Origin of the sequence: Sporosarcina koreensis (genome assembly GCF_001531445.1) — a bacterium.
In the GTDB taxonomy this organism is placed as follows: domain Bacteria; phylum Bacillota; class Bacilli; order Bacillales_A; family Planococcaceae; genus Sporosarcina; species Sporosarcina koreensis_C.
The window spans coordinates 1-16,693 of record NZ_LQYA01000073.1 but is presented as its reverse complement, the minus strand read 5'-3'; the positions used below and the strand labels follow the sequence as shown (position 1 = coordinate 16,693).

Below are 16,693 nucleotides of genomic sequence, written 5' to 3'. Positions count from 1 at the left end.
ATCAATCTCTGGTTCGGGGCCTATTTCTGGATCTGGATTTGGCGTTGCCTCACTTCCCGGATGAACAACAACTTTGCTATAAGGGCGTGTAATATTACTAAATTCCCCATCCATCCGTTTTGCGGATAAATTGTATTCGCCAGGTTCAGTGAATCGTAACTTCGCTACCCCCTCCGCATCCGTAAGCACTTCTTGTCCATCAATTAGCAGAGGTTCATCGTTCACTAAAATAACTACATCGTTAACAGACCCAGATGAATTCAGCTTCAATTCGAATTCTTCGTTTGTCGTTACGTCAACAGTTGGTTGATCAAACCAAGAGTATTTGACTGCTCCATAGTCTGTCGTAAAAAACATCGTAATTTCATCGTTGTCTTCCAACTCAAATTGACCAACGCCAACAGGTGCGAATTCATTATTCACAAAATACATCCAGCCATCATAGTAAGGATTTACCGAATTCATTTCCAAACCGTTTACGTTTGTGATGAAATTTCCTTGCCCAAATTCAAACTTACTACGATCTGTAACATCAAAACCGTTATCTTCCAGCGCCTTAACGATTGCGTGAATTGCTAACGTCTCATCGTTCTCCAAATACCAATTGCCAATTTCATTATTCCCTACCGCATGTGTTATATCATAAGGCGCGACTTCAATTTCAGTCAGCGGCAGAAGTGTCTGATCATAACTTTCAATCCGCAATTTCACACGGATTTTTTCTTTAGGAAGGTTTGGAATATCCGCTTTCCCTTCCGCATCCATTGCCCCCTGATCTGTTTCTCCCGCTGTTATATCTTCAGGTTCTGATGGAGCTTCTTCATCGATTATATCTCCAGCTTCCGATGGGGCTTCTTCATCGATTATATCTCCAGCTTCCGATGGGGCTTCTTCATCGATTCCCTCTCCAGCATCTTCACTATCCGAGTCTGTATTCTCATGCTGAAGCATTTCGTCAAAGTATTCAATTTCTGCCGCATGGACACCCGGCATCATAATTGAAAACACTAACAGCAGGCTCATAAGTATTGAAAATAGCTGCTTATGTAGATGATTCACCATTCTTACTCCCCTTCTATTTCTTTGTATTGAAAAAAGCTCATACCTCCAGAAAAGAGGCAGAGCTTATGTATACAAATCATTTACAGTTCACTTGTAAAATACATAATGCAACCTTTCTCCGGAAGGTATTTCGCATTCATACTTTGGCAAGTCTCCTGACTTATGGATACTACCGCAATTTCAGCCTTCCCAGTGATTCACCAGTGGCTAGTTGAAACCGCTCTCCATTTACAGTGGCCGGACCGTTCAGGATTTTCACCTGATTCCTTTTTAACCTTCACAAAAATGCAAAGGACCAAAATATTTTATTCAACTACAACTATGATATAGATAATTTTCCGCAAAATCAATAGATTCTTAGTTTGCTGTTTAATACGTAATGATGTTTTTCTATTATTCTTGATCACTTCTTGTGTAGATATAAAAAAAGTTCTCCAACCGATGAAAGTGATCTATCAATGCTTTTATACTTCTTATGCCCCTAGTTGTATTGCCTAATAACCAAACTTGCTCCGGTGCATGCGTAATATACATTTATGACAATTCACTTTCATTCATAAAATCGCAAAAAGAAGCCAATGACAGCCCATGGCCAATGACTTCCCCATTTCTGTTATGCAATTGCAGTTTATTATCCGAATGGTTAGATACACAGATGCCTAAAGCATCTAGATAACTATTCGTGCGAATTTCAGTTTCCGTCATGAGCTCTCGTAACTTCTTTAACATCCTTTCTCGTCTTTTTTTCACACCTGCAACTGATATCCCTATACACCTTGCACATTCGGCCTGGCTGCATTGTTCCAGGAACTAGAAACTACATTTGGGTAGGGAGGGTTGCATTATGACTTACGAAAATTTACTAGCTTGTTCAAGGATTTTAGCATTCGGCTTTTTCGGGAATGAGCTTCTTTTGTTAATGACTACGAACTTGAACCATTCCTGACAATAATAGGAATGCTGCACATGCTACTTCCAGAGTAAAGTTGGATTTTTAGTAACACAATCAATGTGCACGTTCGTCTTAATGGTACCTCCAAATGTGTGATTGGAGCCGAATGCTATGTGAATTGTATTGTACGCTTTTTCATCTTCAAGAATATTACCCGTCAAGCGGGCTGCATGGTTTGTCCCAATTCCGAGTTCACAAAGATACCGTCCATCTTCATCGCCTAGCAGTGTGAGCAGCGTTTCTCCATCTGTTCCCGTCGCCTTCACGAGACGCCCTTTTTCAACGGTCAACACAACTGGATTTTCAAGTAAGCCTATGCCGGCAATCGAACCGTTGATTTCAATTGTTCCTTCTGCTTCGCCTTCAGGTGGGGCTATGTAAGCTTCTCCAGATGGGAGATTTCCAGATGCACCGGGTTCCCTGAACACACCTGTGCTTGGTACGCCATTTCTACCTTGCACCGGAATGACAAGCTCATAATTCTTTCCAGTACGAATCGTAACCGTTTTAGCCTCTGTCAGCTTTAACGTCATTTCATTTGTTTCCGCTTCTACTTTGTTGTAATCTGCTGACATCGCACCATGTAAAAACATGTCTTCCGTAATACCGGGCATCGTGATAACGCTTATTCCTTTTGCGTTAGCATTTTTACGTGCCACCGTATGTGTTAATGAGTGCTTCGTTAGACAGAAAACAAGTTCATAATTCAGCATTTCATTTGCTGCTTCTTCCGGCGGCTCTTCTCCCGATTTTTTCCGATCCTCCATACAGTGAGTGCTAACTTGCCAGCCGTCATCCTTTAACGCTTCTGCAAATTTCCTCCCTAGTTTTTCTGTACTTATATCCATCAACACCAAAATATGCACGTTCTTTTCCAGTGCAAAGTTGTTAACCATTAATGCAGCAACTGTTTGTTGGAAATCATTCATTGTTCAACACCCTTTCGTTTTGATGATAACAAACTGTATAAAACTAACAATAACGCAATTAAGGTTCCAGTGCCAAGCGGTTCGTGCAAAAAGAAGAAGCTTAGTAGAATCGTCGTTAACGGCATCACATATGTAATCGACAGGGCAAAAATGGGGCCGCCAAATTCCATAAAAGCACAAAAACAAGCAAAACAGCAGGACTCTTCGCTATTCGCGCGTTGTTGGCGTCCTTGCTGTTTTGCTACTAATTCTACTTCTGCTTAGCCTTATAGACATGCCCTATTCAGCGATATACTCGGCAATGATCCGCGCTACGAGGGTACGAGGAAGAAGGACTGGTAGCCCGCTTCCTTTTACGGCCTCTGATTTATGTTGTTCATTGTACCCCATACAATCCAACACGATCAGATCAGCACCTTGCTCTCGTAGTGCAATGGCTGCTCCAGCAATGTCACTTTCCTCATAGGGAGAAGCAACTTCAGCAAAAATCCTCAACTCTTCCTGTTGCCATTTCGAAAGCAATGTCTCACGCTGCTCTTCAAGTGGAATGATCAGTCCAAGAGACCCTGAAGGCAGAAGTGCGCTGACGATATGATTTAATATTTTGTCAGGATACACAATCGGTTTTTTCGCTTTCAAAGTCGGAAAGTCTCCTGTGCAGAGCATCAGCACGATATCAACTGTCTCCTCAAGCGCACTCAACTCCGCTTGTAATAAAGGCAACAATTTGGTCTTGCCTATTTTTACGGATTTTCCGTCACGCATCCTTGAAATATAAGTTGTATCAAATTCATCCGGTTCAACAGAACGTACTGTTTCGTGAGTCAAGCTGTCTAGACCACCGCTTTCAACAATCGACACACTATTTTCTAGAATCGCTTCTATGGAGGGTGTAACATCCGTCCGTGGAGATTGTCCAATTGTCAAAACACCTACACTTCTACCTGGCATTACTCATCTATCCCTAATGTTTGTAAATGCTTCATAGAGCCATATAGTTTTTGCAAGCGATTGAATTCCTCCGCATCATAGAATTCGATTTGACCTCTTGTAAACTCTTTCGCAATTTCAATAGAGAAACGGACAGCTTGGGCAATATCCACTTCATGACTTGCGCCGGTCCCACTTCCCGGTACAGCTGTTTTTGCCGTAATTGCCACACCAACAACAGGAGCATCCGTCGCCACGGCTGGTTGAAGAATGCTATTAATATGATATACGTCATTGCCATACGGTGTAATATCTTGGGTTGTTACCGTAAATGTCACTGGAAGTTCACCCGTCGTCATCTCCATAATGCGCAGCAATTCGTCAGCGAATTTCAAGATATACCCTGACTTCACTGTTGGAGAAAGGGCAATACCGCGATGATTAAATACACGATTCCCTTTCGTTGTATCAATCGAAACGACTGCATCCATTTCAGGAACCACTTCATATTGATTCATCGTTAAGATATCAACAGGCGATCCCATGAAATCAACCGGCTCGTGTGGCTGCGTAGGGGCGGTCGGACAAATATGAGTCGTGACGATTACATCTCCAGGTAGCCGATCCCCTTTGACAGACATGTTCGCAAGTTTCAATGCGATGGCTACCGCTGCGGCAGCTCCGTCACCGTCCGACACAAAGCCAATACGCTGCGGGCGGGCACCTAGTCCACCCAAACGGCCGACAATACCTAATGTACGTGCATCTCCTCCACTTGACTTGCCTTCCGTCCCTTTAATGACAACTTTTACAAAGTCGGTAGAACCCTCTTGTCCTGCAACGGTTTCATACGTTGCTGTACAATTTTCAAAACCATCGAATAGACGGACTACGGATTCTCCGTTTGCATTCACGTCATCTAGCAATTCAATAACGTCCATTGTATATTTTAACGACATTTGTTCATCATCCTTTTCAAATAATACTTTTATTCACAATTGGTTCAATTGCTTGCAGTAGTTTCTTATTGGACATCGTAGAACTTAGCTTCAAGTATTCTTTCGGAACGGAGATGACTGCGATTGCAAGACCTTCTTTTAGCTCCGCACTCACTAAAGGCATGCCGGTTTCCGCATCGAAAGTCATAATGAGATCTGGAAACGTCCCTTTCCGTTCTCCGTTCATTTCGGCTGTCATATATTCGTTCCAAACTGTCAGTTCTAGACTGTCGACTTGAACGAATCCTACGTCAAACCCTTTGATAGCCTTCATTTCAAAACTGCTGATGGTGCCAGAATGAATGACGCGGCCATGCAAGTGGGATGCAACAGCTTCAATTCGCTCCGGTCCTTCTGGAACAGAGAAGAATACGTCACCGAGTTCAATTGCTTGTGTAATTCCTCCGATAGCAGCATGCTCTTTCACATACTCGACGGACACGGGGTTGCGGCAAACGGCAACCATACCACCTGCCTGGACGGAAACGGAACGAACTATATTGGAAGAAATATCGAGCGTACCGGTCACTACCCCTTCCACTTCCATTGACCCTTTTCCTCCAGCGAATGCTTGAATCGATTTATACCCTTCCACTTCCGATAAATTCAAAGACCCCATGGAACCTGTCGGATGTGCTCTTCCATTACACGGTGCATCGAGGAATGGAAGTCCCGTTGCAGCGGCTTGGAGCCAACCATTAACGGTCGTTGCTGCTCCATTTTCATTTGTCATCAACGCCTGGATTGGTCGATCAAATTCCTGTTGCATCCGCTCTACTGTTGAAATGAGTTGATGACGGTCTGTATGCGCTGCCTTTGCGGATGGGGCTCCGACAAGTGAGACACATGCCACATAATCTGTATTCTGCAGTTCGTCTACTGTGATTAGCTCGGGTGTCCCAATTGCAAATGCCTGCTCAGTCTTCGCAAGGCCATCATGAATCCAGCCACCACCTCCTCCGCCTAATATACAGCCGCCATAAACGGCTTTCGTTGCATCTTCTTTTGTCAATCTACGTTTTGCCATACTAAAACCTCCATTATTTCACTTTCCATAAAGAAGTGAAGAAACTGTAAATCGCATCTCCTGCGATAAATCCGGCAGCCATCGTATACATTGCATTTTCCGCTTCCTGTCCTTTCACTTTCAAAACGATGAAACGGATTAGTATCCCCGCAATAACGGCCCATCCCGCAATCGGGTTTACTATTAGTAGCCCAGTCGCAAACAAAATCCCCATCTGCCGCTTCGGTCCACCTATTAGCTGAATGATTGCTCCAGGAATGGCCCATAACAGCAGGAGCATGCCGATGTTTCCACTTAACCCACTGTCGATAGTGGCAGCATACACATGATCGACAGGAGGAACTAAGTCTTGCGAGAAAAAGGAATTATGGAACAAAGACACCATTGCAATAGCGACTCCAAAACCGATTAATGAACTTTTCAATTGCTGTCTTCGACCAAATAGTTCCATCGCAGTCTTTTGGTCTTTCCGTAAAATAGCACCGGATTTGAAGTCATATCCCAAATCTGCAAACGCCGGTCCTGTTGCTGCTGTAAAACCTGTTAATAATGCTAAAGCAACAGGCGGGAAACCAAGCATCATTCCGAGTAGCAATGCAATGAGCGTGACCGCAAATGCTGGAAACCAGCCGGAATGCATGGCAGCAATCCCGACAATAATCTCACTGGCAAGTGCAGCAAAGGCAGCAAAAACAACAAACATGACAATCTGTAATACAGACATGTCTCCAATGATTCCGCTAATGACAGCTAATATGGCGGCGGCTATAAGATAAAGAACAAATCCAATCCCAAACCCTTTCTTGATATCGCTGTCAGTACGTGAATTGATATGCTCCCCCTCTTGAACGTTGTCGGGGTTCTTTTCTTTCTTTGACTTAACAAGCACTAAAATGAATTGCAATAGGGCGACGCTTCCTGCCCCAATCATCATGCCATGGGGAATATAATACGCATTCAAGTCAACACCGAACAATGAATCAGAGTAGCCTCGAAGCAACAAACCGATCCCGAACATGAGCAAAGCCCATATGTTTCCGATAAAGGCAACGCCGAATGCCGACATGGCAACACCAAAATGTGAACCGACAAGCCCGCCTACAATCCCGATCCCTAAGAATTTAGCTTTGGATCCACCTTCATCTCCTGCCTTAAGTGCCTCAGCTGTCGCAACGCCAGGCGGCCATGTTTCATCTGCAGAAAACAACTTAGAATCAAATACCTTATACAGGATGAAAACATCGACTAATAGGGCGAGTCCCGAACCAATCAACATCGGAATAATTAATTCCGGCATTCCCATAACAAAAGGAATTCCGATAGGGATCAACAAACTGTTCGCCGCCCCAAACGTTGCAGCTGATATCGATGTTTGAATTAAGTTTTGGTTTTCGATTGAGCGGTATTTGTAAAACATTTTCATCGGAATCCGAGCGATCAACATTGCAATCAACGCCCCGATAATGGATGTGTTGGGCGTGATTCCTAATGATGTAATCAGTTGCATACCGATAATTGCGCCAAATACGGAAATGATGATCGAAAATACGATGAATGGAAAATCAAATGTTTTAGTGTTCATCCTATCTCCTCCCCTCTTTTTATGAGTTCGTATACTGTAGCTTGTGCCTCTACTAAATCAATAACAGGAATATCGATATGTGTAACCAAGTAATCTTTCAACCTGATTGTGGAAAATCCTGTACAAGCGAATAAAATAACATCAGCCCCGTCAGCAATGGCGTCCTGAGCTACCGCAAGCAACTTCTCTTTCGCATCCGGCGATCGTAAATCCGTTGTTTTTCGTAACGTTGGATCATAGCGGTACGAATGGAATTGATCTTCTAATCCCTTTTCAATCGTTAGTGGGATTTGATCCGTAATTCCAATGACCGCAACTTGTTGGCCAACGAGACAAGCCGCCATGGCACCACAGGCACCTGCACCCAATATCGGAAAATCAGTCAAACTCCTTAATTCGTCGAGTCCGGGGTCGGCGGCGCAACTAATTGTGATTGCATCAATCTCATCCCGTTTCATGAACTCATCGGCAAGAGCGATGATTTTAGGAATGGCAATCGTTTCCGACTCATTATCATAAATACCGTTTGGTTGGTCTTTGATACATTTTGTAATTGTCTTAACTTGATGGGTTTCCCACATTCGTTTTCCATGTTCGAGCAACACGTTATCGTCATCTGTTGTAAGCACTCGAATTATTCCTAACATTTCAACCACCCCTTTCAACTGATTATAAATATTTAAATTATTCTTCGTAATGCAAGAAGTGTGAAAAGCTGAATTCACTTTTTTGCACATCTTTTCTATCGTCAGATGACTACATTTGGAGAGAGACACTTGACGTATGTGAATCGCAGATTGCCAAATCCATATAAAAAAGTCGATGAGAAGATAGTCATCTTCTCATCGCCCTTTTAAAAATCTCATGTATTGACTTGTACAAGCATTCATCCTGATAATTGCTTGATTTTCAAACAGAATTGAAGGATAAATCTGATCTCTGCATCATCCATATTCACATTCAGTAATTCCTGTATCTTCTGCAGCCGATACGTAAGCGTTCGCCGATGTATGAACAGTTTTTCAGAAGTCTTGGTCACATTCCCGTTTTCATTCAAATACATTTGCAGCGTATCCAGCAGTTCTTTAGTAGCACTTTGCAATAGAGGGCTTAACAACGTATCGGCATAGCTTTGCACATGCTCGTCGGCTGTTAAGCCAATTAGGATTTCATAGATCCCTAATTTGTCGTACGTATAAAACGTCTCACCCTTCCGTAATTTACGACCGATCTCCATCGTTTTATCAACTAAACGGATGGCATCGTCCAACAGTCGGCTATGTCCCAATAGCGGTCCCGCCGCAACAAATAGGTCATCGTATACCTCGTTCATTCGTTTTCTTAGCTGTTCTACTATGATTGAATACTCGTCTGAACTACACTGGACAACTGCATAGAAGTGGTAATATTTTTCAAAAACAATGATTGAACGATTCGATAATGGATCATTTAGCAAGCCATGCAGCTCTTTTAAGACGAGGCAAGAAGGATCGAGTAAATAGGGAGATGAAGAGATAAGCTTCTCTGTCCAATTTGCTTGAAAACGTATGACAAAGTACTCTGCTTCTTCCTGTCCGCGAGACGAAAACTCTTCCAAATGCTCCAAATGCTCAATCCGCTTTTTCTGCAAATACAACTGCTCATTCATGAACAGTTCATTCAGCTTCGCAATCAACGTCTTCAATTGACTGGACGACATGTGAATCGAATGTAATCTTTCAACGTATGGGATGTGGATCGTAGCAAAAACTTGCTGATTGGATACGAGCGGCAAAATAAGACAATCACGGAAGCCTTCTATTTTAAGAATGGTCCGGTCCCTGGTCACTAAACTCGTCTTCCAATCCTCTATCACTTCAGGGTAAGAAGGATATACCGGTTTTGCGAAAAGAGCATCGGACTTTCTCCAGCCGTTCGGAAGAAAGTTTTTTGAAGAATACATGAGTGCCCCTTCCATATCTTCTATATAAACAGGACTGCCAACGATATCATTTATTTCATCCAATGCTTCCGAAAGAGACGCGTAGCTTTTGGATTCAAATTCAGAAAAAGGATTATTCTCGCTTTCCACCAATTGTTTTTCTTCATAGAGCTTCTCATATAACGGGGTGAGCACATTGATATACGACACACTCTTCGGAATAATAATTATCGGAAAACCCTTCTCATTCGCAATCGCTATCATCTCAATCGGAATCGAATCGACAAAACGGCCCAGCTTAATCACAATCCCGGCAGCTTCCTTATCAATTAACGTCCGCACAATCTCCACTTGCTTCCGTTCATCATGCCGAATGGAATAAAACGTAGTCATCACGAGGATGCCTGGCGTCACCCAACTAATCACTTCGGGAACCTCCATGACTTCTATAGAGGTGATCGGACGACCAACCCCTCCATGCCCGGCCACAACTGTACTATTCGCTAACTCGCCAATCTGTAGGGCTTCTCTAACATCCACATCTCCCCCTCCTCTCCATCGTTCCTTGAAAAAAATATTGTTATCATCATAGCACTTTTTAGCGTAATGCTGTGGATAGGAAATATATACCATTCGTTCGAACTTTATAGGTGTTTTCTTATTTTATAGACAATATATCTTCCCACTATACAATTCCTCATTCTCCACTCCACGCTAAGCTTTCTCATCCATCATTCGATTGTTTTTGACAATAGGGTTGGAAATTTGTGCATTTTTTTGTATGATTGAATTACCTGTCTTTTGCGATAGGAATAATATATTTCGGGGGTTATAATGTTGAGAAAAGTAGCAATGTGGGTTTTAGCGTTTGTTTTTGTTCTTTCATTCGCTTGGCCAAACATGACTGCATCGGCGCAAACAGGTTCTATGAAACTTGTAGTCGATGGAGTTGAAGTAGAGGGCTATGAGCAGCCATTTATGTCGCAAGAGGATGTATTGATTCCGGTGGAGGATCTATTCCATGAAGCTGGATATCAAGTTTCAAAGGATGCTGCTGGAAAAGTAACGGTAACGAACAGTTATTTGACAGTAGATTTCAGTGTGGCTGATGAACAGATCACTGTAGACGGTGAAGCAACTGATGCATTATTCCCGCTTACATTGAAAAACTACGGCAACTATGTTTCCGGAGAGTTTCTGAATGAATTGGAAGGCTTTGAAGTAACGATTTCTGAAGACCAACAAACGGTTACTGTCACTACGAATCGTGTACAAGACGTAGATGCATTCCTAGAGAAAATGGTTGCTGCAAATCCGAACAGCTATGCTGCAAAGATGTCCATCGACCAATCGATGGTTTCGGACACTGAGGAATTAGCCATGGACATGCTTATGGAGATCGACATGAGCGTCACGAATAATCCGATTGGTCTTCATATGCTTGAGAATACCAAGACGACTATGGACGGCAAGACAGAAGAAACTGCAAGCGAAGCTTACTTCACAGAAGATGGCTTCTTCCAAAAAACTGGCGAGAACTGGACAAAGCTTCCTGAAGAATTGACAGCTGGACTTTTAGAAGCAACTTCAGCACAAGCAGATCCAATTGCACAATTGGAGCTTACGAAGCAGTTCATGAAAGGCATCCATATTTTCGAATATGACGATGCTTATATCATCACTCAAACAATGACGAACGAAGAATTCCAAGACATGATGGAAGAGGCTATGTCTTTATTCACAGACATGGTTCCAGAAGATTTTTTTACAGACAATGAAGCTGTAGAAGTTACGGAAGCTACTGACGTTAAAGAAGAGCAAGCAGAAGAAGATGCTACTGTTGTAGAAGAAGCTGCAACTGAAGAGACTGCTGATGAAGAAGCAGCAACAGACGAAGAAGCTACTACTGAAGAAAACGCTGCAGTAGAAGAGACTACTGAAGAACCAGCTGAAGAGGCAGTGGAAGATGAAGAAATCGATCTTGATTCGATTCTAGATGAAGTATCCATCTCTATCGATGAATTCTTCATTGTCACAGTTATTGACAAAAATACTTTATTCCCAGTTTCGACAGATGGAAAAACAGCTATGACGATTTCAGTCGCTGGCGAAACAGTGACAATCAAGCAATTAATCAGCGGTATTTTCAGCAAGTTCAATGAAGTGAAGGAAATTAAAGTGCCAGAAGACATCATTAAAAATGCTGTCGTTTTGGACTTGGATTCCGAAACTATTGAAGAAGAATCAAAATCAGAGGCAACAGAATAAGATTTGGCTGTTTTGTGGAAAAAGCCCCTCGTTCCTAATTGAAACGAGGGGCTTCCCTGTCGGTCGCTGATTTTGCAGCTAGCACTTCCAGTAGTTTCCGTAATTCATATGCCTGGAAATTCAAAGGTCAATTTGTTTCACCAAGCACCAATAAGTACAAGAAGTTGAAATTGTAGTATCACCCGACAAAAGCAAACGATATTCAGCTTTATAAGTTGATTCCTTGAATAGCTACAGATTCGATTTCCGTGTCAAAGTCCTGTATTCTTCGGGTAAAGATTTATCGAAAACATCTGGATTTTGATAAGACTCACTTTGTCGTAGCAAATAAGAAAAGATGATTTGCTTTGTAATGAAATGAATCTAATCTAACTCTACAGCCATACTGGTCCGTGTACACTTCACTTCAATAACTATTTTATATTCATCCAAGACGATATCATATCTAACTGTAAAACGATTTTGTCGTCAACGTATCAGTCACTTTTTGTTGAAGCGTTAAAATCTTTTTGATGTCATCCATCGTCAATTGTTCAACAACGACTTCAGTACCATCTTTTAAAACTTTTGTATCAATCATGCCATCACCTTTTCCAGTTGTACTGTCGTCGACTGAACCGTCAATTCACTGAGCACTTCCTCATCTACATCAACACCAAGCCCTGGCTTATCATTCAGTTTAATAAACGGCACGTCATACTGTAAATTTCCAACATCTTTGCTGAACTTTAATGGTCCTGTAAGTTCTACGCTCGTTATTATTTTCTTTGCAAATGCCACGTGAAAACCTGCTGCCGAACCGACAGATGATTCGACCATTGAGCCGATTTGACATTCGATTCCTGCCATTTCTGCCATATTCGCTAGCTTCGTTGCTGGATAAATACCGCCACATTTCATCAATTTAATATTCACTTTATCCGCTGCACGCTTTGTAATAATTTCACGCATTTCTCGGAAGCCGCGTAATCCTTCGTCAATCATCACCGGAATGGAAGACTTTGCTTTTATCTCCACCATACCATCAATATCATCTGCAACGACAGGTTGTTCCAACCAATCAATCGGCGTGTCACGCAGTTCGTGTAACGCCTGTAACGTATTCGCACTCGTTTGCCATCCTTGATTTACATCGATCCGAATTGGAATATCCTTTCCAATTCGTTCCCGTACAGCTTGAATACGCAATACATCTTCTTGCACATTCGTCCCGACTTTCATTTTCAAAAAACCGTACCCTTCCGCCACTTTTCTCGCCGCCTCGTCTGCCATCGCCTCAGGGGCAGCAATACTTAACACATGTGCCAAAGGAAATGCTTCGCGATATTTCCCGCCAATTAATTCGTACACAGGAACACCAAGTGCCTTCCCCATCACATCGTAGCAAGCAATGTCCATAGCCGCTTTCGCAGTTGGCACGCCGTAAATCGACGCATCCATTATTTCATGGATACGTTCAAGTCGCATCGGATTTTCTCCAATCAATTTCGGCGCAATCGTATTCTTTAAGATTTGGAATGTACTTTCTGCACTTTCCCCCGTGACGTGTTCATCCGCAACGCCTTCTCCGTACCCAACGTGCCCCGTATCTGTCGTGATTTTCACAATGATGGACGGCATGGAGTCATACGATGTATAACTAACAACGAACGGCTCAACTAACGGTAAATAAATAGAAAATACTTCAATCTTTGTTATAATCATAAGAAACTTCCCTTCTATTTACACTATTCAAATTCCATTGTATGATGTCGTTAAATAGTCGCTAAATAAACTGCACTGCACTGCTACACTACTCTATCTCTATCTTTGACAGAAAGGAGTCATTCACTATGAGAATTAAAATTGCATTAATAGGTCCAACCCATTTTTGTCAACGCGCCCTGTTACTGACAGAAAACAGAAAGGACATCGAATTAATCCCATATGAGTATGCCAGTCCAAAAGATGCCGGGAATTTAGTTCAAACCATTATCCCGTGCGATGTCATCTTATTTTCTGGCTCTCTTCCTTTTGCCTATGCAAAATCGGCAATTAATAACATCGCCATTCCCACGCTTTATTTGAAACAAGATGAACGTGCAGTTGCTGTAACACTACTGTATTTGTCGACAAAGTTCAAATACAATTTAAATCGGATTTCCATCGATGTTCGCGAAAAAATTCACCTTGATCACATTGTCAACGATGTAAATGGAGAAATACAATTTCCTTACGTATATACGTTAAAAGAACAGGATAACATTCAAAACATTGTCGCCTACCATGAACAATTGATATTTGAACAAAAAACAGATGCTGCGATTACAAGCGTCCACGCCGTGCACGAAGAGTTAATTAAAACAGGCATCCCTGTATATAAAATGATTGACCCCGAAAGTGCCCTTCTAGATACGATTGAAGAAGCAAAGCAAAAAGCCATTTTACATAAATCAACCGCTTCCCAAATTGCCATTGGTAAAATAAAAGGCACACAGCCCAACTACATTTTGGAACCTTTCGTAACGAAAATTGCTGATTTTATGCAAGCGGCATGGAGTGAAAATGTCGGTCACTATGATTTGTTTACAACAACGGGAATTGTTGAAAATATTGTCAAGGACAAAGCTTTCCTCCGGCTTATACAAAAAATGCCGCGTGATATAAAGTTGGCTTTTGGGACGGGTGAAAATTTACAAGATGCAACGGAAAATGCAAAATCCGCACTCGATTTTGCCGCAAAATATCCAGGGCGTTCGTTATACTTATTAGATGCAGACAAAAAATTACATGGACCTTATCCAGTATCAACGGATGCGGTTCAAATGAAAGTGGATGAACCATCACTCGTTGAAGTTGCAACGAATACAAAGTTAAGCCCTGCCAACATCTCTAAATTGATTCAATTCGGTCAGTCCCGGCAAGCTAAACAGTTCACCGCAAATGACCTCTCTTTGTATTTGAACGTATCGAGAAGAACAGCTGAACGGATATTAAAAAAGCTGATGGAATTCCAATACGTAAAAATTGTCGGAGAAGAAATGGCGTACAAACAAGGCAGACCACGCGCGTTATACGAACTGAATTTTGCCACCTACCAATGAGACACGAGGAAAGGAAAGTCCATTTCTGGGACTTTCCTTTCTCATTTGGATCTATCAACTTAAGCTTGCAACACTGCTTTTCGTTTTCAATTCTTCTTCCTGTGCCAACTCCTCCCGTTCTTCTTTCGTCAACTTCACGACTGAAAACCCAGTAATCGCAAAGACAATACCAATTAATGGTACAGCTAAATTTAAAATTGCATAAGGCGCGTATTGAGCAACACCGACACCTAGTGTCCCTAAAATAAATACACCGCACGTATTCCATGGGATGAATACAGAAGTAAGCGTTCCGCCATCTTCCAGTGAACGGGATAAATTCTTGGAATGTAATCCCATGTCCCGATAAGCTTTACTAAACATACGGGACGGCACAACAATTGAAATATACTGCTCCGAGCAAGAGGCATTCGTTAAGAAACAGGCTCCTATTGTAGAAACGATTAACGAGCTAGCAGACTTCACAACTTTCAATAACTGGTTCATAATCGTTTGAAGCATGCCGGAAAACTCTAAAACCCCTCCGAAAGTCATCGCCACTATCGTCATCGAAACAGTATCCATCATTGACTCCAAACCGCCACGGTTAAATAACTCGTCCACCATTACGTTTCCAGTACTGATTGTAAATCCGCTTTGTAATGATGCAATTGCACCTTCAATTGACCCGCCCTGTACAAAAACTTGTGATAAAAATCCTAGCACAATTCCGATAATTAATGCCGGAATGGCAGGCACTTTCAATGCGACAAGAACAATAACAGCTAAAGGAACGAGCAACAATAATGGTGTAATTAGAAAACTGTCTTGTAATACGGACGCAGTTTGCGCAATATCTGCCATATCGATTTTTGTCTGCGCAAACTTGTTTCCTAAGTATGCATAAACGCCGAGAGCAATCGCCAAACCTGGAATCGTCGTGTAGAACATATGCTTAATATGATCAAACAAATCTGTACCTGTTAAACCAGCCGCCAAGTTCGTCGTATCGGATAATGGCGACATTTTATCACCAAAGTATGCACCGGAAATAACTGCACCCGCAATCATGCCAGCTGGGATACCCATACTTAATCCGATTCCCATACCCGCAACGCCGATTGTTCCCATCGTGGACCAAGAACTACCAATCGCCAACGATACAACGGCACAAATTAGGGTAATCGTGACAAGAAACCAAGCCGGCGTAATAATTTGTAACCCGTAGTAAATCATCGTAGCAACAATACCGCCGCCCATCCATGCACCAATCGTTAAACCAACAAGAATAATAATGACGACAGCGGGTAACGCCAATCTTATCCCTTTATACATCATTTCTTCAATTTCTTTCCAAGAGAAACCTGCTTTCCATGCAACTAAAGCTGCCACAGACGTACCGATGATTAAAGGCATATGAGGACTTTGCTCCAGTTTGACGACTGTAAAAATCATCACTACAATCATGACTGCCAAAGGAAGCATAGCCATCCAAATATTCATTTTTTTAGCTTTACGATTCTCCATAATGGAACCCCCTGGTGGTTGTATTATTCGAAATTTTATTATTTGTCGTTAAATGGTCGTTAATAGTATACTAAACTTTCACAAAATGAAAGTCAATCTTTTTTGAAAGCGTTATCAACAAAAATAAAAAAACGCTATGTAGATGATTTTTCAAATTGACTTTCAATTGAGTAGGAGGCTAATCATTATTTGATTGAGATACTTTGAAATGATACTATGTACGATTACTATTTTTATGAGGGACGTCTTACGGCAAGTACATGCTTGCTCCTGTGCAGGAACAGTGACAACAGAATTTTTTTCATAAGCATACCGAATGCACATAAGTCTCTACACAACAAAAAAACCAACAATCAAATACAATTGTTGGCTTCTTCGAATCTATCCCAAGTTCCCCCGCCTAATGTTCCCCCCACCCCCAACAAGATAATCAAA

Annotated in this window: 14 protein-coding genes, 1 pseudogene and 1 riboswitch; of the genes and pseudogenes, 2 read left to right on the top strand and 13 right to left on the bottom strand. The window is 42.0% G+C overall.

The window, feature by feature from the left end; all coding sequences use genetic code 11:
* The 10 genes and pseudogenes from AWV70_RS10860 to AWV70_RS10820 form a co-directional block, all read right to left on the bottom strand.
* A partial coding sequence (locus AWV70_RS10860) for a DUF4430 domain-containing protein (protein ID WP_082713568.1) occupies positions 1–1,062 on the bottom strand: 1,062 nt, incomplete at its 3' end.
* A 128-nt stretch (positions 1,063–1,190) separates the two neighbouring features.
* Positions 1,191–1,377, bottom strand: a riboswitch (cobalamin riboswitch).
* A gap of 219 nt (positions 1,378–1,596) precedes the next feature.
* Positions 1,597–1,791: a hypothetical protein gene (locus AWV70_RS24135; RefSeq protein WP_060206969.1), complete on the bottom strand. Its 195-nt coding sequence runs from the start codon at positions 1,789–1,791 to the stop codon at positions 1,597–1,599.
* Positions 1,792–2,031: 240 nt separating this feature from the next.
* The gene (locus AWV70_RS10850; protein WP_060206967.1) at positions 2,032–2,943 is read right to left on the bottom strand and encodes an aminopeptidase; all 912 of its coding nucleotides are present in this window, start codon (positions 2,941–2,943) and stop codon (positions 2,032–2,034) included.
* Positions 2,940–3,128 (bottom strand): annotated as a pseudogene (locus AWV70_RS25315) (EamA family transporter); the annotation flags it as partial. The gene AWV70_RS10850 and the pseudogene AWV70_RS25315, both read right to left, overlap by 4 nt.
* 94 nt (positions 3,129–3,222) lie before the next feature.
* Positions 3,223–3,894, bottom strand: coding sequence for an AroM family protein (locus AWV70_RS10845; RefSeq protein ID WP_060206966.1), 672 nt, complete (start codon positions 3,892–3,894; stop codon positions 3,223–3,225).
* A complete protein-coding gene (locus tag AWV70_RS10840) occupies positions 3,894–4,832 on the bottom strand; it encodes a DUF1177 domain-containing protein (protein WP_060206964.1) in 939 nt (312 codons plus the stop codon). The genes AWV70_RS10845 and AWV70_RS10840 overlap by 1 nt, the downstream gene beginning before the upstream one ends.
* A 16-nt stretch (positions 4,833–4,848) precedes the next feature.
* Positions 4,849–5,898: a DUF917 domain-containing protein gene (locus AWV70_RS10835; protein ID WP_060206962.1), complete on the bottom strand. Its 1,050-nt coding sequence runs from the start codon at positions 5,896–5,898 to the stop codon at positions 4,849–4,851.
* Positions 5,899–5,911: 13 nt separating this feature from the next.
* The gene (locus tag AWV70_RS10830; RefSeq protein ID WP_060206960.1) at positions 5,912–7,480 is read right to left on the bottom strand and encodes an OPT/YSL family transporter; all 1,569 of its coding nucleotides are present in this window, start codon (positions 7,478–7,480) and stop codon (positions 5,912–5,914) included.
* Complete coding sequence (locus tag AWV70_RS10825; RefSeq protein WP_060206958.1) at positions 7,477–8,127, bottom strand: aspartate/glutamate racemase family protein; 651 nt, start codon at positions 8,125–8,127, stop codon at positions 7,477–7,479. The genes AWV70_RS10830 and AWV70_RS10825 overlap by 4 nt, the downstream gene beginning before the upstream one ends.
* A 239-nt stretch (positions 8,128–8,366) precedes the next feature.
* A complete protein-coding gene (locus AWV70_RS10820; protein ID WP_060206956.1) occupies positions 8,367–9,941 on the bottom strand; it encodes a PucR family transcriptional regulator in 1,575 nt (524 codons plus the stop codon).
* A 294-nt stretch (positions 9,942–10,235) separates the two neighbouring features.
* Here AWV70_RS10820 and AWV70_RS10815 point away from each other — a divergent pair, with 294 nt between their 5' ends.
* Entirely contained in the window at positions 10,236–11,669 is a 1,434-nt protein-coding gene (locus AWV70_RS10815) for a DUF6612 family protein (RefSeq protein WP_060206954.1), read from the top strand.
* Positions 11,670–12,114: 445 nt separating this feature from the next.
* On the opposite strand, the gene AWV70_RS25090 is transcribed toward AWV70_RS10815, so the two are convergent.
* Together AWV70_RS25090 and AWV70_RS10810 are read right to left on the bottom strand one after the other, a co-directional pair.
* Positions 12,115–12,249, bottom strand: coding sequence for a hypothetical protein (locus AWV70_RS25090; protein ID WP_268777679.1), 135 nt, complete (start codon positions 12,247–12,249; stop codon positions 12,115–12,117).
* Complete coding sequence (locus AWV70_RS10810) at positions 12,246–13,373, bottom strand: mandelate racemase/muconate lactonizing enzyme family protein (RefSeq protein ID WP_060206952.1); 1,128 nt, start codon at positions 13,371–13,373, stop codon at positions 12,246–12,248. The genes AWV70_RS25090 and AWV70_RS10810 overlap by 4 nt, the downstream gene beginning before the upstream one ends.
* A 128-nt stretch (positions 13,374–13,501) precedes the next feature.
* Between AWV70_RS10810 and AWV70_RS10805 the strand changes: the two genes are divergently transcribed.
* On the top strand, positions 13,502–14,752 hold the full coding sequence (locus tag AWV70_RS10805) for a hypothetical protein (protein ID WP_060206950.1): 1,251 nt from the start codon (positions 13,502–13,504) through the stop codon (positions 14,750–14,752).
* 54 nt (positions 14,753–14,806) lie between these two features.
* Here the strand turns inward: AWV70_RS10805 and nhaC are convergent, their stop codons facing one another.
* Entirely contained in the window at positions 14,807–16,258 is a 1,452-nt protein-coding gene (gene nhaC / locus AWV70_RS10800; protein WP_060206948.1) for a Na+/H+ antiporter NhaC, read from the bottom strand.
* Positions 16,259–16,693 lie beyond the last annotated feature (435 nt).

Bases quoted from the DNA above. Each gene is read 5' to 3' on its own strand.
- AWV70_RS24135 (WP_060206969.1), bottom strand. From the start codon at position 1,791: ATGTTAAAGAAGTTACGAGAGCTCATGACGGAAACTGAAATTCGCACG.
- AWV70_RS10850 (WP_060206967.1), bottom strand. From the start codon at position 2,943: ATGAATGATTTCCAACAAACAGTTGCTGCATTAATGGTTAACAACTTT.
- AWV70_RS10845 (WP_060206966.1), bottom strand. From the start codon at position 3,894: ATGCCAGGTAGAAGTGTAGGTGTTTTGACAATTGGACAATCTCCACGG.
- AWV70_RS10840 (WP_060206964.1), bottom strand. From the start codon at position 4,832: ATGTCGTTAAAATATACAATGGACGTTATTGAATTGCTAGATGACGTG.
- AWV70_RS10835 (WP_060206962.1), bottom strand. From the start codon at position 5,898: ATGGCAAAACGTAGATTGACAAAAGAAGATGCAACGAAAGCCGTTTAT.
- AWV70_RS10830 (WP_060206960.1), bottom strand. From the start codon at position 7,480: ATGAACACTAAAACATTTGATTTTCCATTCATCGTATTTTCGATCATC.
- AWV70_RS10825 (WP_060206958.1), bottom strand. From the start codon at position 8,127: ATGTTAGGAATAATTCGAGTGCTTACAACAGATGACGATAACGTGTTG.
- AWV70_RS10815 (WP_060206954.1), top strand. From the start codon at position 10,236: ATGTTGAGAAAAGTAGCAATGTGGGTTTTAGCGTTTGTTTTTGTTCTT.
- AWV70_RS25090 (WP_268777679.1), bottom strand. From the start codon at position 12,249: ATGATTGATACAAAAGTTTTAAAAGATGGTACTGAAGTCGTTGTTGAA.
- AWV70_RS10810 (WP_060206952.1), bottom strand. From the start codon at position 13,373: ATGATTATAACAAAGATTGAAGTATTTTCTATTTATTTACCGTTAGTT.
- AWV70_RS10805 (WP_060206950.1), top strand. From the start codon at position 13,502: ATGAGAATTAAAATTGCATTAATAGGTCCAACCCATTTTTGTCAACGC.
- nhaC (WP_060206948.1), bottom strand. From the start codon at position 16,258: ATGGAGAATCGTAAAGCTAAAAAAATGAATATTTGGATGGCTATGCTT.